The following is a 26884-nucleotide window of genomic DNA, read 5'->3' on the forward strand; positions in this document are numbered from 1 at the left end:
ATAGAAAAAATACCATGTAGCCCCGTCAGGGGCGGTCTGTTTGTAGCGCAATAAAATTCAATAAGGTAAATAGCTCCGTAGGAGCGGCCTGTCCGTATTCAGGCAGACCTGTTTAATATGGATTTACAAGAGACAGGTCGCTCCTAATTGCAGAGACAGGTTTCAAACCTGTCTCTACGATCTGTTATAATATTCTGTTTTGCTACAAACAGGCTGCTCCTACGGAGTTTATAGGTAATACATTTTTCAAAAAACCAAAGCGTTACGATTGAAATTACTATACATTTAAGCAGGGGCGAAGCATTTGCCAGTTTTGGGTTTGAGCGCATTTATGACAATTTATAGCAAATGCTTCGCCCCTACAATATTTCTATGCCTTCTTCCAGCTCCTCTTTCCTGTAAAGCGCCGAATATTCCCCGTTCATTTTTATAAGCTCTGCATGTGTGCCATTCTCAACAATCATGCCCTCTTTCATAACAACAATTACATCAAAATCCCTGATAGCCGGTAATCTGTGTGTAACAATAATGAGTGTTTTGCCGGGAAATTTTGTCGCTATGTTGTGCAGAATAAAATGCTCCCCCTGAACATCCACCGCAGAGAGGCAATCATCCATAATAATAATGTCCGGATTTACCGCCAGCGCACGCGCAATGGTTAATCTTTGTTTCTGCCCGCCCGACAAATTAACTCCGCGTTCGCCTAAATAACTTTCATACTGCTCGGGTAGTTTTTGGATTTCTGCCTCCAGTTTTACCATACGGGCAAGTTCTCTCACTTTTTCACCCGTTTCCTCCCCTGCATTGCCAAACAAAATGGCATCTGCAATTCGTTCAGAAAACAGAAATGCCTCCTGAGGAACAAAACCAATACACCTGCGCAACAATGTAACATCCATAGCATTGATATCCATCCCGTCTATAAATACCGTACCGTCTTTTACTGATAGTATCCGGGGCAAAAGGCTTAACAACGTTGTTTTACCGCTGCCGATAGACCCTACAATTGCCACACGTTGCCCAGCGCGTATTTTAAGGTGTATGCCCTTTAATATCCATTTATCCTGTTTATAATATTGAAAATGTACGTCCCTGAACTCAATATCTCCTTTCAAAGTTACTTTTTTACTTGTTACAGAATGTTTGTCGATCTCAGGCTTTTCCTCCATCACTTCATCAATACGTTTCATAGACGCATTACCGCGCTGCAATAATGAGACACACCAACCTACAGCCGTCATAGGCCAAATCATCATTGATATGTAACTTTGAAAAGCGACCAGGGTGCCAAGCGTAATATCGCCTTGAATGACCATTCTTCCGCCAATACAAAGCAGCATGATTATTCCCAAATAAGTAATATACTCAAAGGCTGGACCCAAAAGAGACTGCGGAATGGCAAGCTTAAGATTCTTCTTTACAAAATCTTCTGACAATTCCCGTAAAGCCGCTTCTTCCTGTTGAGAAATGTTAAAAGACTTTACCACACGGATACCGGAAATGCTCTCCCGTACCTTTTCGCTGATCCTTGAAAATTGTTCCTGGACACTACAAAACTGGCGGTCAATAACATTCCTGATTTTATAAGCAATAAAAGGCGTTAAGGGCATCAATATACAGGTAAATAATGATAGTTTGGGGGACAACCAGATAATAATCGGAGGAATAACTATAAAATACAACAAGGCGTCAAGCCCGATTAATAATCCAGGCCCAACTGCCATACGGATAGCATTCATATCGTTTGTAGCCCTGGACATCAGATCGCCAGTTTTATATTTCTGGAAAAAACGCTGTGATTGTGTTTCTATATGCTTAAAAAAAGCCATACGGAGGTCATGCTCGCACCGAAAAGACGTTCCTATGAAATATATCCGCCACACATAGCGGCATGCCCCCTGGAAAAATGTCGCCAGTAGAAATAAGCCGATATAATATGCAATGCCTCGCATGTTACTGTCACCGGAAAGCATATCTATGGTTTTTTTTATAATAAGTGGGGGAAATATATTAATAATATCCACAGTAATGAGCGAGATTGCCCCAATAATAAAATAGCGCCGGTATTTCTTTACAAATACCCTGTAAACAATGCTTCTTTGCCAAAGTTTTTTCAATTTTTTCATAAAACGTATTAACATTGAAATTCCTAAACGCTAACATAATTGAGAATAAAAACTTCATTTTAGAGAAGAAGTCTTGTACAAACAATGATAAACAGCATTTTCACCGTAACTATTCAGCGTAAATGATACACAGATCTGTGGCGCAGGCATCTTGCCTGTGCGAAACGCACCTAAAAATGCTGTTGCTTAATGGTGTTAGAATGATAAAATTCAACCTTTAATTCAAAAGAATAAAATATCCATGACCTTCGGTCGCAAAGGAGTGAAATAATATGTCTACAGATAATCCTGCTTCCGGGATTGATTTTATAAGGGAAATTATTGCGGAAGATATAAAAACGAATAAACACGGCGGTAGGGTGGTTACACGTTTTCCGCCGGAACCAAACGGATACCTGCACATCGGGCATGCAAAATCAATTTGTCTTAACTTTGGTATTGCCCTGGAAAATAAAGGTGGTGTATGTCACCTGCGGTTTGATGATACAAACCCTTGCAAGGAGGAAATTGAATATGTTGAGTCAATTAAAAACGATGTACATTGGTTGGGCTTTGACTGGGGAACGCATCTTTATTACACATCCGATTATTTTGAAAAGCTGTATGAGTATGCGGTACAGTTGATACGGCTAGGCAAGGCCTATGTATGCAGTCTAAGCGCTGACGAGATAAGAGAGCACCGAGGCACCTTGACTCAACCGGGAAAGGATAGCCCCTATCGCATACGAACCATAGAAGAAAATCTTGATTTATTTACACGCATGAGCAAAGGAGAGTTTGCGGATGGCGCTCATGTGCTTCGCGCAAAAATTGATATGTCCTCTCCCAATTTAAACATGAGAGATCCTGCTATCTATCGTATCCGGCGTACAAAGCATCACAGGACCGGCGATACATGGTGTATTTATCCGATGTACGACTTTGCCCACTGCCTTTCCGATTCCATTGAAGGGATCACGCATTCCATATGCACAACAGAATTTGAAAACCATCGCCCCCTGTATGATTGGATACTCGACACGTTAGGGGTGGAATGCCATCCGCAACAAATAGAGTTTGCACGCCTCAACCTCAGCTATACCGTGATGAGCAAGAGAAAATTACTTGAACTGGTAGAGGAAAAACAGGTAGGCGGGTGGGACGACCCAAGAATGCCTACTATTTCAGGCATGCGAAGGAGGGGATATACACCGGAAGCAATACGCAATTTTTGCGAACGAATTGGAGTGGCAAAGAGAGAGAGCATGGTTGATATCGCACTGCTGGAACACTTTGTCCGCGAAGATCTTAATAAACATGCTCTCCGGGTAATGGCGGTATTGCGCCCGCTTAAGGTAGTCATTGTTAATTACCCCGAGGGTCATGTGGAAGAATTGGAGTGTATAAACAACCCGGAAGACCCAAATATGGGGACACGAAAGGCGCCTTTTTCCAGGGTTTTATATATAGAACAGGATGATTTCTGTGAAGAACCGCCCAAAAAATTCTTTCGCCTTGCCCCCGGGCGTGAAGTCCGTTTACGCTACGCCTATTTCATTACCTGTATAAAGGCAATAAAAGACGAAGTAACCGGCGAAATCAAAGAATTGCACTGCACCTATGATCAGGAAACACGGGGCGGTTCCGCACCGGATGGCCGTAAAGTCAAGAGCACAATACATTGGGTTTCTGCCGAACATTCAATTGAAGCAGAAGTGCGTTTGTACGACCATTTATTCATAAAGGAATCTCCATGCGGAGAAAAAGATGAAACTGATTTTAAAAAGTTTCTAAACCCAAATTCCCTGGAAATAATAGCTAAATGCCGTGTAGAACCTGGACTGGCAGATGCTAAACCCGGGAGCCGTTACCAATTTGAGCGCATAGGTTATTTTTGCGTTGATGCAAAAGACACCGCCAGTAAAAAACCTGTTTTTAACAGAACGGCGCTACTGCGTGATACATGGGCAAAGGAGCAAAAGGCCGAAGGGAAATGACAAAAACTGGCAAATGCTTCGCCCCTACTTTTTCAAAAAACTAAAATTGTTGTAACACTTTAGTTCTATGAAAAAAAACGCTCGTTCCCAAGCTCCGGCTTGGGAACGGGATTGTTTGAGAAGCTCCAGCTTCGAATGGAAAAGAGAATGGGCCCATGTCAGCTTGTACTTTTCAGTATGTTATCAAGATATTTGGAGTCCTATTTTGAGCCGAATAATTCTTGCTAAATGGAAGCGAGAGCTTCCAATACCATTGCGTTCCCAAGTAGCGGCAAGGCATGCTTTGCCGCTACTTGGGAACGAGCATTTTTGTTTTTTCAAAAAACTAAAGTGTTACAAATTGTTACGGTTTTGTTCCTTGGAATTTGTTTCGTATTTCGTGCTTCGTATTTTTTATCTCGTGCTTGTTTGGTGCTGGCTATGCCAGCTTAGGCGCTAAGTAAGCACAGGCATTGTTAATTTTGTAGTAATTGTATGGAAATTTCAAAGTTGCCTAATTTGCCCTTTGATTTATCAGGAAAACACTCCCTTTAACGGCTTTGGCCTTCTTTTTCATTTCAGCCGCAACCGTGCTTATTTCAAGAAGTGATTGAAATCGCGAGTTCTCTTTTGATTCAACAACTGCGAGCGATACGGACATCAACGGGAACCTGCATTTTAGATTATTCCTGTCCAGGGTTTCGATGCAGCCGTTTTTCACGTCAATCTCTGCGTACAGCTTGGGTACCATGGCGTCAAATTCACGGATAAATCTGGCGCACAAGTCTTGTGCTTCCTCCGTGTGAATAATAGCGATAAAATCGTCTCCTCCAATGTGTCCAACATAGCCGATTCTTGAAACGCTAAATATCTCCATAATCAAATATGCCGTTTTTTTGAGTACTTCGTCACCCTTGCAAAATCCATAATAGTCGTTATAGGCCTTAAAAAAATCCAGGTCAAAATACACACAGGCAAAATCCTGACCGGCTCTTATCTGTTTTTCAACAAATACCTTTATGGAATCGTTTCCAGGGAGCCCCGTCAGCGGGTTGGCCTGGCTTGCATGTTTTATTTTTAAGGTGGTCATCTTCTCAAGTAGGGCATGAACCGTGGAGACGCCATAATATTTATTGTTATTGGTAATAATAAATATATCGTATAGCATGGAAAAATCTCTAGAGAGCACCTGTTTTGCAACTGAATCAATATCCTCGCTTACATCAACGGTTAAGAACGTTGTTCCCATTAAGTATGAAACAGGACGTTTATAAAAAAGATCATAGCCGAACTTTTTACTCAACTGAGAGAAAAGGTTGGTTTTCATGACAAGCCCCGCTGGAATTCCATTATTCACAATTGGTATGCCAAGCATTTCTGGGTTCTGATTAAATGTTTCTACCAATTTTCCAATCTGCGTGTCGCAATGAAAGGCAGGTACATTCAAAGACGCTATGTTTTCAATTCTCGATTCATCAGAAAAGACTTCTCCGCCATTGACATGCTGCTGTAAAATGATTTTGTTTTTAACGTAGCCTGAAACTAGTTGTAGTGTTGATGATGGTTTGCCGAAAAGGTAGCCTTGTCCCCAATCAATCCCAAGCATTTTTACGGTGGTAAATTCTTCAAACGTCTCTATGCCTTCCGCTACAATTTTTGAATTCAAGACTCTGTGGCACATATCTACCAGCATTTTTACAATGGCCTGCTTTTTAAATGATTTATCTATGTTTTCAACAAGAAATTTATCAATTTTCACTTTCTGTGGATTTATTTCCGATATCAGCCGCAGGCCAGCACTTCCAGACCCAAGGTCGTCTATAGCTATTGAAAACCCTTGCGATTGATAGTGTGATAACGCCTGGTGGAAAATCTGAGAGTCATTTATGAACGTCCTTTCCGTAATCTCAAGTACAACGTTGTCCATTTCAAACTCAAATTCCTCAATTAATGTCTTTGTCTTTGTCTTTCCTTTATCATGTTTTGAATAGGTTATACATGCCGCGTCTATGTTGATAAATAATTTAATTGGCTTTGTATTCATGCCCAATATTTTAGCGTTCATAATAGCCTTTTCCCTGCACAGCATGTCCAGGTCTTCCAACATCTCAAGTTTTTCGGCTACTTCGAACAGGAATATTGGATTTTCGAACATACTTGCTTCCGGACCTCTGCTTAATGCCTCATACGCAACGACGTTTCCCGTGGCAAGGCAAACAATGGGTTGAAATTTGGTGAAAATCAGCCCCTTCTCAATAATGTTTATGAATTCTTCTTCCAATTCTTTGCTGATATCTGATTTTTTATTTGTTTCGGAAATGAAAGCGATTGCGGCTGTCATAGCGCATACCCCCATTTTTATGAACGGCACGTTCTCGTTTCGCACCAAACTTTAGAAATACGCCTAAAACATCTATTTTTCAAAATATTTAATACGGTTTTACAGTGAAACGGCTCAACATCATAACAGCACGGACAAACTGGGTTTGTCAGTGCTGCCCTTACAATGAATTTTATTGTTCATCTTTAAAGAATCTAATTTGTTTGACTATTTATTCCTACGTTAAAAGACACACTTACCGCTGAGACATAGGGTAAGTTTTTTTAAACCTCCCAATCGCCCTAACGTATCTCCTCCCGTTCGTTAATGCATCGTTATAATCATACCTTTTAAGACAGGGCACACATTCGATGTAATTGTCATGTTGCCGCAGATTAGGCAGGGCAAAGCTTGAGTCAATGCATCGCCCCAATTCTGGCGATTGTCTGACGATCTGAAAGTTGCTCGTAAAGATTTTAAAATCCTTGTCATTCCCGCATTCAGGACAAATAAAAAACGTGTTCATTTTCATAATAGTAGCTCCTTTCCATAAATATAAAATTAAACTCTCTAAACCATTACATTACAAATCATACCTTCGGCAAATTTCTTTTGCACAACTTGTACGACTGTGTGACCGGCTTGAAATTCCTATACTATTAAACAACTCTTATGTAAAGGCAGTATAAAGAACATGTTAATTTTATGTTAAGGTTGCTATGGGTCAGGGGTGTTTTATACCTGGAGAATATTTAACGGAAAATACCCTCATAACGCACAATACTAAGACGAGGACGGCTATCGTACCCAGTTTGTACAGATCGAATTCCTTAAACCAACACGCCATGATTTCCGTAAGCATTACAACAATGACCGTGTCTATAATATAGGTCACCTTTATGCGGCCTTCGGAAAAATACGCCATAGTGGTTTTAAATATCTCCAGTAGGGCAAGGATGGTGAGGGCGTCTATGATAATAACCCGCAGGGCGTGTTCTATGTCCAGGCTAAAGAGGAGCCGCAAATGAAACATCGTAATGACAACACCGCCCAACATGCCGGAAAGTATGACCAGGATGAGGATGCTGAGTATCCATTTTGCCAGCTTTTCATAAAATATCGAAGAATCAAATTCCAGCCATTTTCGCTGTAAATTAGTTTTCATATTTTCTAATTTCAGAATAGTTTCTACCTGCTAAATGCAAGACAGGTACAGAGGTTACACACTAAAGTAGAGGCGAAGCATTTGCCCGTTTTGGGTATGAATGCATTTATGACAATTTACAGCAAATGCTTCGCCCCTACACTCAAGAATGATATTTTAAGACGAAACTATTTGCATAAGATTTCGCCGTGCTTTTGTGTCAAAACTATCGTGGTTTGGCAATACGCTCCACCTGTTCCATGTACTTAAGAACGTCGTCTCGTGGTTTAAGTTGCTGCGCCTTGCGGAGCAGTGGCAGGGCTTCGTCATACTTACCCATTCCTACAAGTAACTGTGCATGGCGCACCCTGGCATCCGCCTCATATTTTTCTATATTGGCCGCCCTTTCGTAATAAAACACTGCCCTTTCAGTGTCTCCGTTACGGTTGCTATGTTGTCCAAGCAAAATCAGCGCCTCGCCATCCAGCGGGTCAAGTCCGACAATCTCCTCCAGCACGCGCGCCTCCTCGCCGCCGGAACCTTCAGCAACGGCCAGCCTTGCACGAAGTTTAAGCAGGTCTTTATTATCTTCAGTGCTGAGCTGTCCGCCATGCAAGGCCTTTATACTATCAAGCAGTTTCCTTGTTTCTTTAATCTCTCCACGAGCAGTCAACGCTTTGGCGGCACGAATGGCGCGCTCAATCTTATACTGTGTACCTTTTCCCATAGCACGAATATAAGCATCTACCGCCATTTCGTATAACCCCTCATTGATATAAACGTCACCCAGCATGTTGAGGCTATCTATGGTAGATTTGCCAATGCGATCGACAAGTTCATAATTTTCAGCAGCCTTAAGCGGCTGGTTAAGCCCGATATAGGCATTTGCCTGCAGCAACCAGAAATCTGCACGGTCGGGATTGCCGGAAATCAGACTATCACAAAGCGAAACAGCCTCTGCATATCTTTCCTGTTTAAAAAGGCTGCGAGCCAGCCCCATTTTCCAGTCAATAGTGGCAGGGTCAAGCAAAACGGCCATGCGAAAAGACGATTCGGCAGAAAGGTGATTTTCCACAGATGAATATGCAAAGCCCAGCAGCCCGTATGTTAATGAATCGCTTCCGCCGAGTTCAATCACACGGGTAAGCGCAGGCAGTGCTTTTTCGAACTCGCTCATGCGCACATATATAAGGCCTAGATTGCGCCATGCACGGCGAAATTTCGGATATTTTTCCACGGCAATCTGATATATCCCTGCAGCCTGGTCAATCTTTTCCTGTTGAAATAGTATGTTAGCAAGCATAAAGTCATAAAGTGCATTCGCCTTGTCACCACGGCTCTTTTCCAGCAGGCCGGCAGCCTTGTCCATTTCACCGGAAGACATAAACCCAAGCACCTTCTGCATCCTGTCGCGTTCCTCCATAGTCACGCGCGGCTCAATTTCAGTCTCTGCCATATAGCTTTCGGCAAACCGTTTTTGGAACGACAAATCGTTCCAGATTTTCAGTTCTGATTGACTTAATCCCGAAGCACAGGCCTGCCGTTCTTCAGGGACGGCTATCCATGAAATCAAATAAAATATACCGGCGATGATAAAGATAAGCATACTATTTGTAATCTGCAAAAATAATCTTTTCATAATTACTATCCTTTCGGGAAACTGATGGGAACACGCATGCGAAACCGGACGGCCTTTCCGTTCCGTTTGCCAGGTTCAAATTTCCATTGCTTTACCGCTGCAAGCGCGGGCTTTTCAAATACAGGATCAGTAGAACGCTGCACCATGGGGTCTTCAACACGTCCATTCTGATTAACAATAAAAAGTATGTAGACCGTTCCCGGCGTCTTTTTTCTTACTTGTTTGTCAATGACAGGCCCCGGCTGATAGACAACACGCGGCTTCTGGTCAAGATCCGCCATTGAAAACAACGCGTCAAGATTTTCGTCCCCTGCGCCTGCGGCAACGGTATTTAGTTTTACGGCAAAGTCACCGGACAGCCAGCCTTCGTTTAAACCCGGATTAAGGGCCAATTCAAGCTGCGAAAGGTCTAGCGGTGGCGATTCGTCCATAAGTTCAGGCGGAGGTTCTTCAGGTTCCGGCTCTTTTTCAGGTTCTTCTTCCGGAGGTGGCGGGGGTGGAGGTACATAAGCCGTATCTATATCCCGCACCGCCATATCAGCCCGGGGAGGTTTGCTTATCGTCTGCATTAGCGGCAATATTAGAAAAAAAAGAAACGTCAACCCCGCTGCGGCAGAAACAACCCTTATGTAATGAGATATATGGCCCGAAGTAGAACTCGTTTTATAATCTTTCACTCTATTTATGCTCAACTTTTAGACTGACGGGAAGCAATACTTACCTTGACGGCGCCCGCCAGCTTGGCTTCGTCAATGATACGTACCAGCAGTCCGGACTGCGCTGCGGTATCAGCCTGAATTATTACCGGAACCTCTTCCTTCTGAAGCATGCGTTTCACCAGCGGCTGTACGCCGCTGATGCCGATTTCCCTACCGCCGTAAACTACCGCTCCCTTATCTGTCAGCGCTATCAGTATGCTTGTTTTTTCCAGCCTGACAGAGGATGCAGCCTGAGGCTTATCAACCTCAACCCCTGTCTCTTCAACAAAGGTTGTTGTGACGATAAAGAAGATAAGCAGAATAAAAACACAATCAATCAGCGGCGACATATCTATCCCTGTATCACTATTGTCCTCCGCCACTAAATCACGTAAACGTCCCATAAAGTCCCTTCCTGTTAAAATGGTTTCGCAAGTTTTTTATAAAGTTTCTGTGTAAAAATTGTTTCCAGATGTGCAAGAAAGCTTTTGTACCTTTCGTATTGACGCGACAGGTGATACTGAAAAAAAAGGCCTGGCAGCGCCAACACCAATCCGGTTTCAGTCGTAATCAATGCCTCCGAAATCCCTTGTGCAACAAGCCCCATAGTTTTTTCACCGCCTGACCCTGTAGCAAGGGCGCTAAATGTCGTAAGCATACCGGTTACCGTCCCAAGAAGACCTAAAAGCGGTGATACGCCTATACATATTCTCATAACGAGCAAATCCCTTCCTAACGGGGCAATCTCCGTTGTATGGAGTTCCTGAAACAGAACGATCGCATGTTTTACCGAATTGCCGCCTGCAACAAAATCGAGCAGCGCTCCGATATGCCCTTTTCTTTCTTCAGGATGATTTATCCAGTGGCTCCATACCTTTTCAGGAACGCGGCGAAAGCCCTTTTCGTTCAGTTTAAAGTGCATATGCGCTCCAAGTCCAAACAGTACCAGGGCGTTTGCCGCAAGGGCAATCATGCTCCATCCTCCGGAAAGCCATAGGGATAATGCCTGTTCCCATAGGGTTTTTAAATGTTCGGTCAGTACATTCATTGTATATACCTTTTTATCAATTATCACTCATTGCTAAATAACTATCTTCTTCTTTCATTTTAACGCGTTCATAAGGTGTCTTATTCACCTGATTGATAAAGGCAGCAGCGGCTTTTTGCATCTGATCAACAACACTGCGCGCCTTGCGTGAAAGAAAGGCATGCAGCAGCAATGACGGAATTGCTACAATCAAGCCAAATTTGGTGGTAATCAGAGCCTCTGAAATACCGCCGGAAAGGGTTTTAACGTCTCCCGAACCAAATACGGTAATCAGTTTAAAGGTGTTTATAATGCCGGTTACCGTCCCCAACAGACCAAGCAAAGGAGCTGAAGATGCACTGATGGCAATGAATGGCAACAGGCTCTGAAGTTTCAGGCGTGTGGCAAGTATCGTTTCGTACATGACCTCTTCAATCAGTTCGCTTTTTTCTTTAACATGTTCAACTCCGGCTGAGAGCATTTTTCCGACAGGCCCTTTGATGGCTTCAGCCGCCTGCATGGCTGCGTTTTTATCGTGCCGCGCAATGGCATTGATAAATACACCTATATCTTTTGAAGACGGATTGCGCAGAAAGGCTAAACCAACGAATTTGTAACTGGCCATTAAAAGCGCAGCCCCCGCCAGTGCAAAAATGGGAACCATGACCACCCCTCCCTTGCGTATATGCTCCCAAAATGTTTCTTTGGTAGCTTCAATTTTGTGAGCATTGCCAAGTGTCGGATCGATCGGAAAATATCCATGGAAATTTGATACAACCTGTGCCGCCGCAACGGCGTCGCTGTTACTTGCAAAGCTGATAATTGAGGGTTCAAGCGAGCCGAGGCGCTGTTCCGCAGTGCCTACATTATTTCCATCTTTTGAGCGAAAAATCGCAACCGGCCCAACGAGAGCAAAATCACCATGTCTTACCAATCCGTCGGTATCAACCGCGTTGCCTTCAAAACATGAACCGCCAAGCGCATCTTCCAGACGTGTTATAGATACAGACACTAATGCCGCCTGCGCCTTAAATATCTCATCTTTTGAGAGATTGTTGTTTTCGGCAGCAAGCCTGGCCTTTTCAATTATTTCCCCATAGCGCTGGATTTCTGCGATGTGCAGCCTTGTTTCAAAATTTCTTACGTATTCTCCCATCAGGTTGGAAAGATACGTGGCCTCTTCATGGCGCGATTTAATTTCATTTCTCAGGTTGCTAAGGTCAAGCGTATGGCTGTCAAGCATACGTGAAGTCTTTTGATAATCCATACGTACATTGACGAGTTCACCTTCAAGGTCGTTAAGCTTGCGGTTAAGCGGGATTTTTTCATCTGCTATCAATTCACGTAAGGCGCTGAGTTCCGCCAGGCCTTCCTCAAGCTGCCCCTGCACCATTACTTCAGCACGGGCAAAGGAGCCTTCAACATTCTTTTGCTTATCATCAGCAAATGCATACCCCCAAAAAATAGTAAGCAGCATTACAATACCGATACAATTAATTGTCTTCATAATACCCTCATTTCCGTTTATTGAATTTCTATGGGCAATTGCACAAATGCCGCTGCGGTTTCATTTTTCAAAATTGCTATCGCTTTGGCAATAGCAGCGGCATGTTCATTGGCAGGCCTCCAAATCCAGCCGTCTTGTGAAGCAATCCCTAATCCTGCCTTGTCGCAATTACCGTTAACAAAATATGATTGGCCTATTCCAATATAAAGAGATGTCGCTTCAACATGGTTTCCGTCCGGCAGGCCATGCACTTCACTTACAACGGAGATCTCGCCGTTAAATTTGTTTACTTCGTTTAGTATTCCAATGATATTTTGAAAACGTTCTCCCAAAGATAGTTTTGTATCTTCCTGGTTCTCTGAAAGCCTCTGGCTGAGCGGTTTCACACGTCCTCTAATAGGGTCGGGCAGTTTTTTTAAGAGTTCCCTTGTTCTGGTTTCAAGTTCTATCACGGTAGCGCTCAAAGTTGTAGATGCTTTTTTAAGTTTTTCATTTTCTTCAAGCATTTCGGCTCTTTTTTTATCCGCCTCCGTTATACTTGCTTCGATCTCACTGTTTTTTTTACGCACGGTCTCAATTTCGCGTCCCAGCAGTTCTATCCGCTCAGAAAGCATTTCCTTCGCAAGCTCAAATTCCAGTTTCTCTTTTGAAATAATGCGACGGGTTTCAACCCATTTTTCTAGCGCCGCCCGTGCGCTATCCACACTGCCGTTAGCCGTTTCGAATGGTATTGTTATAAAGGCAAACATGAAAAAAGCAATGAGCAGCAATGCGACTGTGGGTAGCCGGCAACGCATTTTCACTAATACACCTCCAGTGGTTTTTACTCTCCGGCATTTATATATTTTTTTGTTTTTCATAATTTATTCATCCTCTTTTAATAAAATACTGATATTTTTGTAATTTTTTAAGCAAACAAACATTGCCATTTCCATGCATTTAATGTAGAGACGCATGCAGTGCGTCTCTGCTAAAATAATGTCTTACCATGTACCGCTTATATAAATTGAAAAATCTATCCCCTTCGTATAGGAGGTTCTGACCTCGTCATTTCCTAAATAACCCGGCGGCCTATATACCTCTTCAATTTCAGGGTTAAGCAGGTTTTTCGCCTTAAACGTTATGTTAAAGTGTTTCCCGATATTTTTTGAAGCGCTGAAATTAAGCGTGCCGTATTCCGTTGCATAGACGTCCGGCACATAGTTTCCGTTTACATTTCCCGCACCGGCCACCAGCGTATCTCCTTTCACCGTATAAAAAAGCCCTATTTGCGTACCAATGCGTTCAATATCATACATTGTGTAAATATTGTACAGATATTCAGGTGCATTCATCATATTGCGGCTGGTCGTTTCCACCCCGGCATCGGCAAGCCGTGTTCGTTCGCTCTCAGGAAGCGTCACTTCCGAGTCAATAAACGTTGCGTTGCCTCCTATCGAAATACCCTTCAGCACATCCCAGAAATAGCCCAGATGCTGTCGTGTCTCTACTTCAAAACCGGTCAATTTCCCTTCAGGAAAATTCAGCGGGGTCGTAAATGAAAAAGCGTTCACCAGGTCCTGCACGTATTCAATGGGGTCTTCGATGTCTTTGTGGAACCAGGAAACTGATACCAAGCCGCCATGATAAGGAGTGTAGTCGAGCCGTAGGTCGTAATTTTTTAGTGCACTCATTTGCAGTGCGTTATTTCCGATAAAAACATCGTCGCCCAGAAATTCCTGCTGTTGAATCGGAGTGAGTTCCTTAAAAGTCGGACGCGCCACGGTTTCACTAAATGAACTGCGCAATGTGATCTTGCTAAAGGGTCTCAATACAAATCCGAGTGAAGGCAACACATCATACTGACGATACGCGACGTCCGCATCTCCTGGAAGCAGGTCAACGTATAGACGATTCCCGTTTTCATCGGTAGTAACCCATTTAGCGTCTTTTTCAGGGTCATTTATTACGTTCAGTTTCGTTGTTTCATAGCGTGCTCCACCAATCACATTGAGAAATGAGCAGAGGGGTAAGTCCGCCATGTAGTACCATGCCGAAATCTTCTGTTCTCCCTCGTAGTCGACATCAACAAAGGGAGGGCCGTCTTTCATTGTAGGGCCGCCCAGATCAAGGAATTCGTCGCTATAAGAATAGTCATCCCATGATCCTTCATACGTTGGAATAGCGCTATCCCCAGTTTGCCGGTAATTGCCATATGAATCCTGATCATACTTACGATCTACCTTATCCGTGAAAAGCCCTAATTTCACATATCCTTTATCTCCGCTCCATTGCTCAAAAGGGAATTTCAGATTTAAAAAATACTGGTTACTTTTTTCCGAAATATCGGTCCATGTCCGTGATGCATTTCCCAGCAGGAAGTTTGCAGCAGGCGTGTATGGGCCATAATAAGCGGGTTTGTATTCCGGATCGATTCCATAAACCGGAGACCCTTCATCATACGATTCTGCATACCATGCAGAACCAAATTGCCGTTTGTCAGGTTCATTAAGACCTGAAAAACTCATGGCAACTGTCCAGTCGATTTTAGGAGAGAGTATTGTAAAGAAATCATTAATGCCCGCTTCAGAGAACGGCACGGTATGATCTCCTGTAAATTGTAGTGTATCGGTCTCCCTTTCCGTATATTTTAACGTTTCAGTTCTGAGGTAGGGGGCTGCAAACCTATTGTCCGGGTCATTCCCCAGCCCTTTCGGGTCGTTTGGGTCATATCCGGGGAAATAGTATGCCTTGCCCCTGGTATCTTCAGCAAGAATCGACTTGTCCTCCGTAACCTGGGTATGCATATGAAGCGCTTGCAGCGAATGGTTTTTTATTTCCATCCCAATTGCGCTTAAAACACCCCATTGCACTTCTTCAGATGACTCCGTGACATCAAATAGAGAGGTTTTAAAATCTTCTCCAACAGCGGGTATGGGTGGATCGGGTGGGGAGTCGGGGTTTCCGTACTGCGGAGTCAGCCCATCGCCCCTGTATTTGCTGTCAACCCACAAAGCATCATCGATACCATTGTCGAAATGCGAACTGTCCTTCTTATAATAGGAACTGACAAGCCCCCCTACACTGATGCCCTTCCCCAATTCAATTCTTCCCCCGGCGGCCATCGACATTGAATAATCAATTGGCGCTTCGTCTCCGGTAACTCCCATTGAACCGGTAAATACACCGTCCGAAGGGATATCCCTGCTTTTCTTGTCTATCCCCCAGAAATTCACTCCTCCACCCTTGTAGGTGAGGAAATTATCGTTACCTGCCGCCTGCGTGTTATATTCATATCCAGTTTTAAATCTGATTACATTTTTATCAGGAATACCTTTCAGCACCACATTCACAGCGCCACCGGATGCATCGCCCTGTTGATCCGGTGTAAATGTTTTGCTTACCTGAATGCTTTCTATTACTTCCGTAGGAAATTGGTCCAACTGTACGGCACGTTTATCCGGGTCCGCGGTAGGCAGCCGCACGCCGTTCATTTGTGAACTGACATATCTGTCCGGCAGCCCTCGCACGACAGCAAATTTGCCGTCTTGCACCGTAGCGCCCGATACAAGACTCAATGCACTTGCCGCATCAGTCACTCCTGCCTGACGTAGCCATTCTGAACTAATGGAATCCAGAAGTGCCGGGCTTTCAGCACGAAGCTCCATAAGGCCCGCCTCTGTATCTCCTGTACGAATATCCTCAACAATAAACTCTTCCATATCCGTAAACTCTCCCGACAATGAAACTTCAACTTCCGTCATCTTCCCTGGAGAAACCACCACATTTGCCTGCACCTGACGGGTATAACCGCTTTTCGAAAAGATAAGCGTATAGCTGCCTGGAGCTACATGGTCAAACAAATATATTCCTTCGTCTGTAGCAATTATCTTATCTCCCGTTTCTGCAATAGTAACCTGTACAGTAGCCAATGGCGCATCAAACTCCTTGTCATACACAATCCCACGAATTGAGCCTTTCTGTTGAGCGAAAGCAACACCTGCAAATAATAATGACAAGATGATGCTTAAACAGCCACTCCGTTTATTCGTCATTTTTAAACAAATCTACCTTTTCTGCCAGAATTCAAACTAATCATTTTATAGGAGCATTCCTGATTTTTTGTAACAGTTTAGATTTTTGGAAAAACAAAAATGCTCGTTCCCAAGCTCCGGCTTGGGAACGTAATTGCGTTGGAAGCTCTAGCTTCCATTTAGCAAGTAAGCGAAGCTTTGCGTATTATTCGGTTCAAAAGAGGTCTCCAAATATCTTGGGTAACATACTGAAAAGCCTCCAAGCTGACATCATGGGTTCATTCCCTTTTCCATTCGAAGCTGGAGCTTCTCAAACAATCCCGTTCCCAAATCGGAGCTTGGGAACGAGCGGTTTTTTTCATAGGACTAAAGTGTTACAATCTTTTGTAAAAAAACAAAATGTGTGAAGATATACAAAAAATCGGGAATGCACCCCATTTTATTTGCATAAGTACGTTTTATATTTATAGGGTTAAGAAATAATTTATTATTTTATTCACCAGGGATCGCCAAGTCCCTCTTTAATACCGCGTATTCTGCCCCACAATTCAACATCAGGCTCTACACCATGCAGCGCCATAGATAAACAGGCGGCAGATAAATCTTCTGCCCGTGGTCTGGAATTGGGATTTTCAACGCCTTCCTGAATCGCCATCGCATATATTTGAAGCGCTTCCTCTGTGTTACCCATTGCCTGATACGCTTCGGCTAATGGCAGCAACGCTTCTGCCCGGTAGATAGTAATTATTTTTTCTTTCTGCAAATTATAAAAATTAAGGATATCGCCGGCATCTGCCATTGCTTTTTGCCTGTCACCTGCCAAATAACGCAGCCTGGATACCCTGGACATAAGTGAAACATAATGTTCAGGCCGCCATTGTGCTGAATCAATAATCGATTGCGTTTCATTTACCAATTCAAGCGTCTTCGGCTGGTCGGCATGGTCCAGCGCAAATCCTGCCAGTCCCATAAGTAGATCAATGCGCTTAAATACCGGAAGTACTTCCCATGATGCTTTAAGCTTCTCTTCCGCCAGCATACGCCACCCCTTGTTTTCATAAAATCTGTTAAATAATTTAGCGCAAGCCTCCAATGCATTTACGATTGCGTCATAATTTCCAGATTCAATCCATGCATCCAGCGCATCCATTTGTTTCTCAAAATGATCTTCACTGGCAATCATCGCCCGAACGCCAGCAACTTTTCCGGACGCAGCATTTTCTACTCCCGATGCATATTGTGCAGACTTCTCTGTTTCACCAAGCAGCAGGTAAGCATTAGCAATTTTCACTTTTATATGTACTTTGCGCCATTCTTCGGCAGAGGAAGAGACCTGATCTGCAAGGTCAATGTACTGCATCGCTTCGTCAGTGTAACCATTTTTAGCGCAATAAAATGCAACATCACCGTAACCGGAACCGCGGCGCCAGTTGTCAATATGTTCAATAAAACCAATAGCGAGGAAAGGCTGATTCAGCTCAAGACAAGCCGCCGCCGCTTTTTCCTGCATGCGCGACCTATCTTTAATATGTGGCTTAACAGGAATTGCTGACGCCGTTTCAAACGCAAGGACAAGCAATTCTCTTTGGTAAGCAGCCAGGGGTTGGTCCTTTAGCGTCTCTACCAAAAGTGTTGTATGCTGTTCTGCAGCGTTGTCGGTATCGTACCTGCCGCAGCCCAACGTAAATGAGAATAGCAGGAAAACAATCCTTAAGAGGATATATCTTGATCGTATTGTCATTTTATATTAATGGTTTTAAGAAAAAGGGTTCGATGTCCGTTAGCCGGACGTATATCCAGAAAAGTGCGGTAAATACCTTTGTCATTTGCGTCATTAGTTACTCGCCTTATGTAAAACAGGGGAAAACGGACAAAAATAATCTGTCAGCGCCTCCCATTCCTTATGCAACACGAACAACTCTGTGCGGGTTCAGGTTACAAACCTGAACCCACCACAGTATTTAATCCACAACCGTACTTGTTTATTTCTTCACCTTGACCTTCAGTTTTTCTTTCAGGCTGTCTGATTGAAAGGTAATCACCGCTTTACCTTTTTTCTTAGCAGTAACGGTAAATACAGCCTCACCGTTTTCATCTGTCTCTTCACTGTTTGACGATATACTTACACGTTTTTTGCCTGCACGATTTAGCTTCGTTTTAACCGTATTGCCTTCTACGGCATTTCCGTCTTCGTCTGCCAACGTTATGGCCACATCAGCGCTATCACCCTTATTCAGGGTTAGGCTAGACGGCGATACCGTTATCGATTTTACCGGGTTTACGTCAGGATTTTCGTCGTCATCGGAAACGATCATTCCGTATGCGTACGCAGCAGTCCAGCCCTGCATCCAATTATCATCCGCACTGAAAGCGCCCCGATATTGAACAGGTGTGAAAAACCCGTCATTAGGTGCAGTACCCGCACTAACAAGGGCGTCATTAGCGGCACGTGGGTCTACAGATTTTACAGGAAGGACGCCTTTGCCTTCTGAGGAAGTAAAACTTGTACCACGGGTTAAGCTAACAATAGGCATATCCTTATTATCGGTACCGGTAACCACCACGTTGTTCTTTCCGGAATTACTGCCGCCGTTAGTTGTTACGCCGACTGTATCTGCGTCCGTATATGCATCCGCATGAAGGTTCCTGAAGAACACACTGTCTGTGATTTCCGCAAGTTTACCTGACGTCTGGGTTGTATAAAGATTACTGGCGTTATTGGAAGCAGCGGAAGGACATCCGCCACAATCGTTCACAGTGGAAGTAACTGTGTAATCTGTTTCCCACGTCTTTTCCCATGACAACGTGCCGTTGTAACCATAACCATTAGCGCCGTCACCATCATCATTGTCGGCTCTTACAAGTTTTTCGCCCAGATCCATAAATATGCAATTGCGAAACTGCACCCGGGCATTATCTCGCCATGCAGTTCCATGGTCACCATCAAGTGGATTGCCAATAACTGTGGCATTATAAATTACGGATGTAGTAACTGGCTGAGCGTCAGAATCTTCTGCGCCATCCATCTCAAAACAGTTGTCGCCAACACCGGAACCTTGTTTTGCATCGACGCTGTAGCCCTGAACAACAAAAAGAAACTGTGCTTTACCGCGCCAGCCCTGGTCAACGTCAAAACTGTCGTCACCAACGTTCCAGATGCTGGCGTATTTCAGATTAACCGTACCGCCCCAGATTTCAATACCATCATCTACATTGTTCATAATCTCAACATGATCGATATCGGTTTCACGCCCGATACCGCCCAGCGATAAACCGTTGAGCTCATTACCAAGGCCAATCACTCTCCCTGCATATCGTAAGGACAAATAGCTGATGGAACCGCTGTCATCATTGTCATCTGCGCCACCATACAATGAGTAATTAGCATCCGTAAGTCCTTCCATTTGCGCCTCATTTAGCCCTGAAGGATCTTTAGTGTTACTACCCACCTGAAGACCTTTGGAGTGGGAAGCGGATATTACTCCTTCACCCATAATAGTCAGATTCCCCCACTCATTTGCGCCTTCACGCCATGTGCCGGTTTTGGGGTCGCCGCCGCTGGGGTGGCTGGAATCTTTTTCCCATGTAGCCACATCGTCGGTAGAGGTCATTATTACAGGGTTGTCTTCTGTGCCGTTTACGAAGATTTTTGCGCCGCGTGCTACCGCCAGACTGCCTCCAGCGTCTGTAGTGCTGGCAATGACTGTCCCTGCCTCTATCGTAAGACTAGCGCCAGGCAAAACAAAGATTTGGCCTTCTAACCGGTATACGTTGTCAGCAGTCCATGTAGTAGAAGTATCAATATTTTTTGACACTTTTACTGTGGCGGCGCTGGCAGCACTTGTAAAGAAAAGTGTTGTCAACGCTGTCAATACGATCTTTCTCATATTCTTCACGATATATTTCTCCTTTAAATCATAGTTTTATTAATTACTGTTTAGCGCATCAGTATAGCTCCATTATTTTCATACGATTTTCTGTTTCATTCGTGCCTCCTTTCATTATTTTATTATTCGTTTTTGTTCATTTAATATTTAAGTCCACCGATGGCCTGATTTATTGAGCGCCAATCTGCATGAAGCGGATTGTGAGCATCACATACGTGAAAATGTAACTTTTATTTATTAAGAGAATATGAAGGATTTGTTAATTTTGTGTTAAGATTGAAAACGGGATGGATGGGATACAATTACAAAAGGGGTAGCCGTGATTTACCCATCTGTGATTTGTTGTTTACATATTTCATAATAATGTAGCCATTTAAACAATCCGTACATTTGAATCTTTGTCGTACGGAGTTTTTACGAACGGGGGGCATTCCCGATTTTTTGTAACCGTTTATTGGGCCAGGACGACATAACGCTGACAGGGTTCAGAACCCTGTCAGCGTTAACACTACGGCAATATTTCATTAAAACATGGCGGAAGTCTCAAAAAATCAGGAATGCACCCTTATGAACGGGCACACTTCATTAGTTGGTAACAATTTAGCTTTTTGAAAATCCAATATATAAAAAACAATATAACCCCGTTAGGGGTGGTCTGTTTGTAGCTCAATAAAATTCAATAGGGTAAATAGCTCCATAGGAGCGGCCTGTTTATGATTCATAGATAAACAGGCCGCTCCTGATTGTAGAGACAGGTTTCAAACCTGTCTCTACGATCTGTTACAATATCTTATCTTGCTACAAACAGTTCGCTCCTATGGAGCTTATAGATAATACGTTTTTCGAAAACTAAATTGTTACTTTAGTTGTTATTTTATTTCACCTTTACCTTGCTATACGTTATAACACGTGCCTTATTTTATTTAGCTATAATGGGACATTAATTTTGTCTGCTTCTCTTCTATCTGACAGGTAAGCTTGTTAAGGCATTCAACCGCCCTATTGTGCCGCTTTGCAATGGCACTCACCATGTCTTTCACAAATTCCGGAAGTTTTTCGAGTTCCATTTCCAGTGTTTTTGCCTCAGTCATTTTTGTTTCATGGTCTTGCAGTATCTGGAATAAAACAACCAGCCGGCTGTAGATTTCAGCAATAATTGTGAGATTTTTATCCATTGCATACAGATTAGCCTGTACGTCCTTTGGTAATTCATGAAAAAACCTCATAAAGGAATCTCTTCCGATCATTTCCACCATAACTTCACCTTCTGCAACAACGGAAGTAGTTCTCCTTGGTTCTCCGAGAAAACCCGTTTCCCCAAAAATATCCCCTTTGTTTAATGTGCCGATAACCACTTGCCTTCCATCAACTTTTTTCATCATCCTTGCCTTCCCCTCCCTAAGCACAAAAGCAAAGTATGCCCATGTGTCTTCCTCCATAATAAATTCACCGTCTTTTACTTTCTCAATTCTCGAATACATTTTTTCCACAATTTGCCTCCTTTCTGTTTTAATGTTTTTTGACCATCACGGTATAAAAATATATAAAGCGTAGGTGTATATAACGATTTAGTTTTCTCAATATTTTTTTAATGCGGGATTATTCAAGTGTGCCTGGCATATATTTCCCCAAAATGCTTTCCGTATTGCAAACTTTCGTTTGCCGGTCTGAGCTAGCGTGTGGGATTTCGCAATTTATCAATCAACAATATAAGCAACGTACTATGTAATTTCTAAAAAGCATAGTACACGGTAAATATTAAGGGAGTATTAAGGAAATGTTAATATTGTGTTAAACCGCAAGGGGATAATAAGCAGATTTTGTAACGCTTTAGTTTTTTGAGAAATTCCAATAATAGCGGTGTTTGCAGCATAGTGTAGGGGCGAGGCATTTGCTATAAATGGTTCCAGGCGGGTTCAGGTTTGTAACCTGAATCGATGCGTTTATGCGGATAATGGGGCCATGTACTGAGGTAAAACTCCAATGCCTAAATAACAAAATCCGTAACACTTTAGTCTTTTAGAAAACTCCAACAACAATCATTTGTAGTGCGACGAGGTTAGTCGTACTACAAATGATTATTTCCAGTTTCAAAAGACTAAAGTGTTGCCAAAATCCCTGTTTGGAATTTTGAATTTATTTGTCATTTCCTCTGTCAATAGAAGGTGTGATTGAAAGTATAAAACGTTTGGTTCAGGTTACAAATCTGAACCCGTAGAGATGTAGTATAAAGAAATATAGAAAGGGAATATAGGGCCACACCTTGATTTATGATTATAGAGATAAAATTGCTATGCGCGTAACAAAGATTAAATAACTAATCAAGGTGTAGCTACAAATTAACCTGCAAATTAACCTGACAAAAGCAAAAGGGGACATTGTAGATATTAGCCAGCCTTGTCACCTTTATATTTCCTGAAATTATTTATAAGACTTGAAAATGAATCCGGTTTATATTTCTTGAAATCCTCCTCATCAACAAATACATAATCAAAGCGTGCTTTCTTTTGTGAAGCGTTGATATCTTCGCACCATTTTTTTAAACGAGCCATTTTCAGGAGAACATCCGGGTCTTCAATTTAGTTTTTTGAAAAAAAATCGTAACTATTCAGGCACACGTGTAAATGAATGTAACCACAGATTTCTTGGCGCGGCCTTTGGCCGCAACCAAATTCAAAATACGAATATCGAAATACGAAACAAATTCAAATGACAAAAAACCCAATGCTCCAAACTTTACGTAATCCTCATCTAATCAATGCCTTACGGTTATGCATTTTGAAAAACGAGCATAAAAAACAAGAAGTTGATGGATAGTAGTACAGATTAAAAAAATCGTAAATTTCCGGCGAGTTCAGATTACAAACCTGAACCCGCGAATAAAAGTCTTCTCTATCAAGAAGGGATAAGGGGTGTGTTATAAATTACGCGGAATAGTTACAAAAAATCTACCTATAGTATTCGCAGTTCACCCTACACCGTATTATCAAATACACGCCGTACAGAAGATAATACCTCTTCCAGTTCGTAAGGACTTGTTATAATGAAGTCAAATGCTAATAGTTGCCCGTTCTTGTATTTTTCTTTAATATCAGGAATCCCGGCGAGGATGCCAATCTTTGGTTTCTTTTCCACTGTTTCTATAAACTTTATGATATCCCACACAGAGACGTCAGGTAATCCGATATCACAGAGCATAAGGTCAAAGCACTCTTTTGATAACAAATCGATGGCCTTACGTCCCTCGTTAACATATTGAACGATATATCCATTATCAGAAAGAAGGTTTTCCAGAATTTTGCCAATAGCCAGTTCATCTTCTACTAAAAGGATACGATACTTACTCTTTCTTTTTTTACCGGCGTCGTCTTTCGATGAAGGCTGTGGTGGTAACTCTTCTGCCGTTGCAGGGAATTTCAGGGTAAAAGTACTGCCTTTCCCAGGCTGGCTCTGTACTTCTATTGTTCCCCCGTGCCGTTTGACAATACCATACACGACGCTCATTCCCAGTCCCATCCCCTTTTTCTTAGTAGTAAAAAAAGGATCAAATATCTTTGCCTTTACTTCATCAGTCATGCCTGTTCCAGTGTCGGCGATACTGAGAAAAACATAGCCTTCTTTTTCCCATGTGGAAAGTGAAATAGTTCCTCCTTCAGGCATTGCGTCCAGCGCATTCAGGAAAATATTTAATACTACCTCCCTTAATTCCGGGGAATTGCCCTTTATATTCGGCACGTTCTTAAGGCAATCCGTATTCAATTGATATTTTAAGCCTTTACCTTCGGCAATGTTCTTCCACAATGGCTTGGTAAAAACTATTATATTATTGACTAAGCTGTTCATATTAACCTGGATCATTTTCCGGGGGTCGACAGACGTGCTGGTAAACTCTTTCATTCTGCGAACGACTTCAGCGCCGTCTATGCATTGTTCGCGAATAATAGAAAGCGCTTGCAGCAATTTTATCCTGCCCTTGCTTTCTTTTATCAATAGTTGGATATTTGCGTCAATGACTGCGAGGATGTTATTTAATTCATGCGCAATGCCGGAGGCCATCACACCCAACCCTTGCAGTTTTTGCGCATGGAGAAGTTCTGTTTCCATCTTCTTTAAATCGGTTATATCGGTAGAAATACTTCCGATTGCATACATAATGCCGTCAGCCTTGAATATGGGAAATTTGACGGAAATAAAGGTGTGTTGCCCGGTATCGGAGTCCACTTGTATTTTATATTGTACCGGTTGTTTCGTTTCAAAAACCTTTTTATCGTGTATTACAATTTCATCTGCTGCTTTTCGGGGAAGGATATCATGTACGGTCTTTCCTGCAACTTCCTCTGTTTTTTTATGGATAAAATTTTCATATTCTTTGTTAATCAGAAGGTAGCGACCATTCATGTCAATTATTGATATGAGGGCAGTGGTGTTGTTGATGATTGAACGATATTTTAGCTCGCTTTTAACCAGTTCAGACATGGTATGGCTGCTATACTGTATTTCTCTCTCAATGGTATCTGCCATACTATTGAAGCTGTTTGCAAGCTCTCCTAATTCGTCATTTCTGCGCAGAGAAACCCTTCCTTTAAAATTCCCCGCAGAAAATGACTTTGTAGCGGCTTTTAATTTTTGAATAGGCCTTGAAATTGATGCGGCGAATAGCGTCCCTGTGCAAGATACAAGTAAACAAACGGAAACGCCTAAAACCAAAGATATGATTCCCAACGTTTTTAAAGAGGCAAACAACTCTGCCTTATCGGTTTCAGCCAGTAATATCCACTGACAATCAGGAATGTCAATTGAAACCCCAACAACCTGTCTTTCCCTGTAATCAGTATAAATCCCTACCATCTCCTGTGATGATTCCAGTATTTTGCGAACCGGTTCGGTATCCACTTTCTGCTGCAATGGCGCATCTTTAACAAATCGTGATTCCGTAATCATAATCTTGTCTCTGTTTACAAGATAAACCTCCCCGGTATCTCCAATATTCCTGTAATCAGTGAAGATTTCATTTATTGCCGATACATCAAAGCAGGCAATAAGATATCCTAACGGTTCTTTACGGGAGATTCCAAGATGGTGTATGGGGGATATTATATGAAAACCTTTCATCCCGCACAAAGAGCAGAAATGGAGAGGATAAAGGTATACCTTTTTCTGTGTAAAATCCATGTTGGTTAAAAGTTTTTCTTCCGTGTAGATATTTTTTCCGGCCATTTTTTCATCTGTTGATACAATAACGTTATATTCAGTATCTACTATATGAATACCTAACATGTGAGTATCTATGGGCAACTTGGCGGTTTTTAAGTACTTAGTTAATGATTGTATGATAGTGCTGCGGTATTCCCCATGCGTTATTTTTTCGAGACTTTCTCTTATATATCCGTCGCTGCAGAAATCAATTACCCTGTTCTCTTTCGAAGCAATGCACAAGAGTAAATAATTTTTTTTTGCTTTTGCAAGTGCTGTGAATCTGTTTATTTCACGGTCACGGATTTCCGTTCTGAGATACAGATAATACATCGTTGTAATGAGGGCAATTGGTATGAGTGCGGCGCAAAGCCCGAATAGCAATATTTTCCATTTTATGTTAAATGATTTCACTTTTTTTTCCTCCCTTCTGCAAAAAAAACGTAACACTTTAGTCTTTTGAAAAGTAGGGGCGAAGCATTTGCCCGTTTGGGCATGAACGTATTTATGGTAATTTATAGCAAATGCTTCACCCCTATACTATGCAGCAAACATCGCTATTATTGGAATTTTTCAAAAGACTAAAGTGTTACAAAAAACTAAAGGGGATTTTCAGGTTGATTCCAGTAGATATACTCAAAAGGTGCACAATTTGTGATTTACCCCCCCCGGGCATCAATTTAAAATTCACATTTTATGAGCTTCTTGAGTATGCCGGATCTTGTCGTTTGCTTATATAATCGATCATCACGAATATCTCCTCCCTTTGCTGGTTCTATGCTATCAGTTCCATAAATTAACATTTTTGAATTGCACACCTTTCATTAGTTTCTCCTTTGCACTTATGTGATAATAGGCTTTCTACTCAGGTTTCAAAGTCATGTATTATGGGAAAAAACAAAAAAACCACCTATAGTTTTATGCAAAACGTACACGTTATTTGAAGAAGGTAACGGGTGTGTACACGCAGAAGACACTTTTTTAATATCGGTAAATAAAGGTATTTGTTTAATAATTATCACGTAGAAAGGATAAATTTAAACTGTTTTAAGGGAAGTGCTGCGTATACTATAAAGCTACATTGTTACTAATTTTTTATTTTGTGGGAATATATCCCGGTTCTTATTTGTCATAAGATATATTTGGCATTTTTACGCCCTTCGTTCCCACGCAGGAGCATATGGGCAAGTCCTACCAGTCACAAATTTGAGTCTTGTATTTAATTTGGTATCAAATAAAATTCCACCCTATCAGGAGTTCTGAATTTATAAAATGTGTTTGTGAATAAAAGACTCCCCGTGTTTTACTCTTATGTGTTATCCTTATAATCTGTTATGGAATAATTTGGGAATCTGCGGTTCTCTTATCTCTCTTA

General features: G+C 42.3%; 17 protein-coding genes. 1 reads left to right on the plus strand and 16 read right to left on the minus strand.

All coding sequences use genetic code 11. The features are described 5' to 3' along the window. Nucleotides 1-359 precede the first annotated feature (359 nt). Complete coding sequence (locus tag QZT26_RS06665) at nucleotides 360-2141, minus strand: ABC transporter ATP-binding protein (RefSeq protein WP_295101314.1); 1782 nt, start codon at nucleotides 2139-2141, stop codon at nucleotides 360-362. A gap of 257 nt (nucleotides 2142-2398) precedes the next feature. Between QZT26_RS06665 and QZT26_RS06670 the strand changes: the two genes are divergently transcribed. Continuing rightward, on the plus strand, nucleotides 2399-4102 hold the full coding sequence (locus QZT26_RS06670; RefSeq protein WP_295101316.1) for a glutamine--tRNA ligase/YqeY domain fusion protein: 1704 nt from the start codon (nucleotides 2399-2401) through the stop codon (nucleotides 4100-4102). Nucleotides 4103-4595: 493 nt separating this feature from the next. Here QZT26_RS06670 and QZT26_RS06675 read toward each other — a convergent pair whose 3' ends face one another. The 15 genes from QZT26_RS06675 to QZT26_RS06745 form a co-directional block, all read right to left on the minus strand. Further along, nucleotides 4596-6422, minus strand: a complete 1827-nt coding sequence (locus QZT26_RS06675) for a bifunctional diguanylate cyclase/phosphodiesterase (RefSeq protein ID WP_295101317.1) — start codon at nucleotides 6420-6422, stop codon at nucleotides 4596-4598. 235 nt (nucleotides 6423-6657) lie between these two features. Beyond that, on the minus strand, nucleotides 6658-6933 hold the full coding sequence (locus QZT26_RS06680; RefSeq protein ID WP_099325687.1) for a hypothetical protein: 276 nt from the start codon (nucleotides 6931-6933) through the stop codon (nucleotides 6658-6660). Nucleotides 6934-7125: 192 nt separating this feature from the next. Continuing rightward, on the minus strand, nucleotides 7126-7566 hold the full coding sequence (locus tag QZT26_RS06685; protein ID WP_295101319.1) for a phosphate-starvation-inducible PsiE family protein: 441 nt from the start codon (nucleotides 7564-7566) through the stop codon (nucleotides 7126-7128). 205 nt (nucleotides 7567-7771) lie between these two features. Then, nucleotides 7772-9184 (minus strand): tetratricopeptide repeat protein, encoded by a 1413-nt coding sequence (locus tag QZT26_RS06690; RefSeq protein ID WP_295101321.1) that lies wholly within the window; start codon nucleotides 9182-9184, stop codon nucleotides 7772-7774. A 5-nt stretch (nucleotides 9185-9189) separates the two neighbouring features. Then, nucleotides 9190-9861, minus strand: coding sequence for an energy transducer TonB (locus QZT26_RS06695; protein WP_164995521.1), 672 nt, complete (start codon nucleotides 9859-9861; stop codon nucleotides 9190-9192). An 11-nt stretch (nucleotides 9862-9872) separates the two neighbouring features. Then, the gene (locus QZT26_RS06700) at nucleotides 9873-10286 is read right to left on the minus strand and encodes a biopolymer transporter ExbD (protein ID WP_295101323.1); all 414 of its coding nucleotides are present in this window, start codon (nucleotides 10284-10286) and stop codon (nucleotides 9873-9875) included. Between the two features lie 14 nt (nucleotides 10287-10300). Then, entirely contained in the window at nucleotides 10301-10930 is a 630-nt protein-coding gene (locus QZT26_RS06705; protein WP_205713329.1) for a MotA/TolQ/ExbB proton channel family protein, read from the minus strand. 16 nt (nucleotides 10931-10946) lie between these two features. Next, nucleotides 10947-12416 carry a MotA/TolQ/ExbB proton channel family protein gene (locus QZT26_RS06710; RefSeq protein WP_295101325.1) on the minus strand — a complete coding sequence of 490 codons (1470 nt, stop codon included), beginning with the start codon at nucleotides 12414-12416 and terminating at the stop codon, nucleotides 10947-10949. A 17-nt stretch (nucleotides 12417-12433) separates the two neighbouring features. Continuing rightward, entirely contained in the window at nucleotides 12434-13276 is an 843-nt protein-coding gene (locus tag QZT26_RS06715) for a DUF3450 family protein (protein WP_295101327.1), read from the minus strand. Nucleotides 13277-13399: 123 nt separating this feature from the next. Next, complete coding sequence (locus tag QZT26_RS06720; RefSeq protein WP_295101329.1) at nucleotides 13400-16450, minus strand: TonB-dependent receptor; 3051 nt, start codon at nucleotides 16448-16450, stop codon at nucleotides 13400-13402. A 475-nt stretch (nucleotides 16451-16925) separates the two neighbouring features. Further along, nucleotides 16926-18170: a hypothetical protein gene (locus QZT26_RS06725; protein WP_295101331.1), complete on the minus strand. Its 1245-nt coding sequence runs from the start codon at nucleotides 18168-18170 to the stop codon at nucleotides 16926-16928. 241 nt (nucleotides 18171-18411) lie between these two features. Next, nucleotides 18412-20325: a hypothetical protein gene (locus QZT26_RS06730; RefSeq protein ID WP_338140406.1), complete on the minus strand. Its 1914-nt coding sequence runs from the start codon at nucleotides 20323-20325 to the stop codon at nucleotides 18412-18414. A 914-nt stretch (nucleotides 20326-21239) separates the two neighbouring features. Beyond that, the gene (locus QZT26_RS06735) at nucleotides 21240-21797 is read right to left on the minus strand and encodes a cyclic nucleotide-binding domain-containing protein (RefSeq protein WP_295101339.1); all 558 of its coding nucleotides are present in this window, start codon (nucleotides 21795-21797) and stop codon (nucleotides 21240-21242) included. Nucleotides 21798-22703: 906 nt separating this feature from the next. Next, nucleotides 22704-22868 (minus strand): hypothetical protein, encoded by a 165-nt coding sequence (locus QZT26_RS06740; RefSeq protein WP_157820591.1) that lies wholly within the window; start codon nucleotides 22866-22868, stop codon nucleotides 22704-22706. 421 nt (nucleotides 22869-23289) lie between these two features. After that, nucleotides 23290-25923, minus strand: a complete 2634-nt coding sequence (locus tag QZT26_RS06745) for an ATP-binding protein (protein WP_169703741.1) — start codon at nucleotides 25921-25923, stop codon at nucleotides 23290-23292. Nucleotides 25924-26884 lie beyond the last annotated feature (961 nt).

It is taken from the genome of uncultured Candidatus Kuenenia sp. (assembly GCF_900696675.1).
Classification (GTDB): Bacteria; Planctomycetota; Brocadiia; order Brocadiales; family Brocadiaceae; genus Kuenenia; species Kuenenia stuttgartiensis_A.

Bases quoted from the DNA above. Each gene is read 5' to 3' on its own strand.
- QZT26_RS06735 (WP_295101339.1), bottom strand. From the start codon at position 21,797: ATGTATTCGAGAATTGAGAAAGTAAAAGACGGTGAATTTATTATGGAG.
- QZT26_RS06710 (WP_295101325.1), bottom strand. From the start codon at position 12,416: ATGAAGACAATTAATTGTATCGGTATTGTAATGCTGCTTACTATTTTT.
- QZT26_RS06720 (WP_295101329.1), bottom strand. From the start codon at position 16,450: ATGACGAATAAACGGAGTGGCTGTTTAAGCATCATCTTGTCATTATTA.
- QZT26_RS06740 (WP_157820591.1), bottom strand. From the start codon at position 22,868: ATGGCTCGTTTAAAAAAATGGTGCGAAGATATCAACGCTTCACAAAAG.
- QZT26_RS06690 (WP_295101321.1), bottom strand. From the start codon at position 9,184: ATGAAAAGATTATTTTTGCAGATTACAAATAGTATGCTTATCTTTATC.
- QZT26_RS06725 (WP_295101331.1), bottom strand. From the start codon at position 18,170: ATGACAATACGATCAAGATATATCCTCTTAAGGATTGTTTTCCTGCTA.
- QZT26_RS06665 (WP_295101314.1), bottom strand. From the start codon at position 2,141: ATGTTAATACGTTTTATGAAAAAATTGAAAAAACTTTGGCAAAGAAGC.
- QZT26_RS06685 (WP_295101319.1), bottom strand. From the start codon at position 7,566: ATGAAAACTAATTTACAGCGAAAATGGCTGGAATTTGATTCTTCGATA.
- QZT26_RS06670 (WP_295101316.1), top strand. From the start codon at position 2,399: ATGTCTACAGATAATCCTGCTTCCGGGATTGATTTTATAAGGGAAATT.
- QZT26_RS06680 (WP_099325687.1), bottom strand. From the start codon at position 6,933: ATGAAAATGAACACGTTTTTTATTTGTCCTGAATGCGGGAATGACAAG.
- QZT26_RS06715 (WP_295101327.1), bottom strand. From the start codon at position 13,276: ATGAAAAACAAAAAAATATATAAATGCCGGAGAGTAAAAACCACTGGA.
- QZT26_RS06675 (WP_295101317.1), bottom strand. From the start codon at position 6,422: ATGACAGCCGCAATCGCTTTCATTTCCGAAACAAATAAAAAATCAGAT.
- QZT26_RS06700 (WP_295101323.1), bottom strand. From the start codon at position 10,286: ATGGGACGTTTACGTGATTTAGTGGCGGAGGACAATAGTGATACAGGG.
- QZT26_RS06705 (WP_205713329.1), bottom strand. From the start codon at position 10,930: ATGAATGTACTGACCGAACATTTAAAAACCCTATGGGAACAGGCATTA.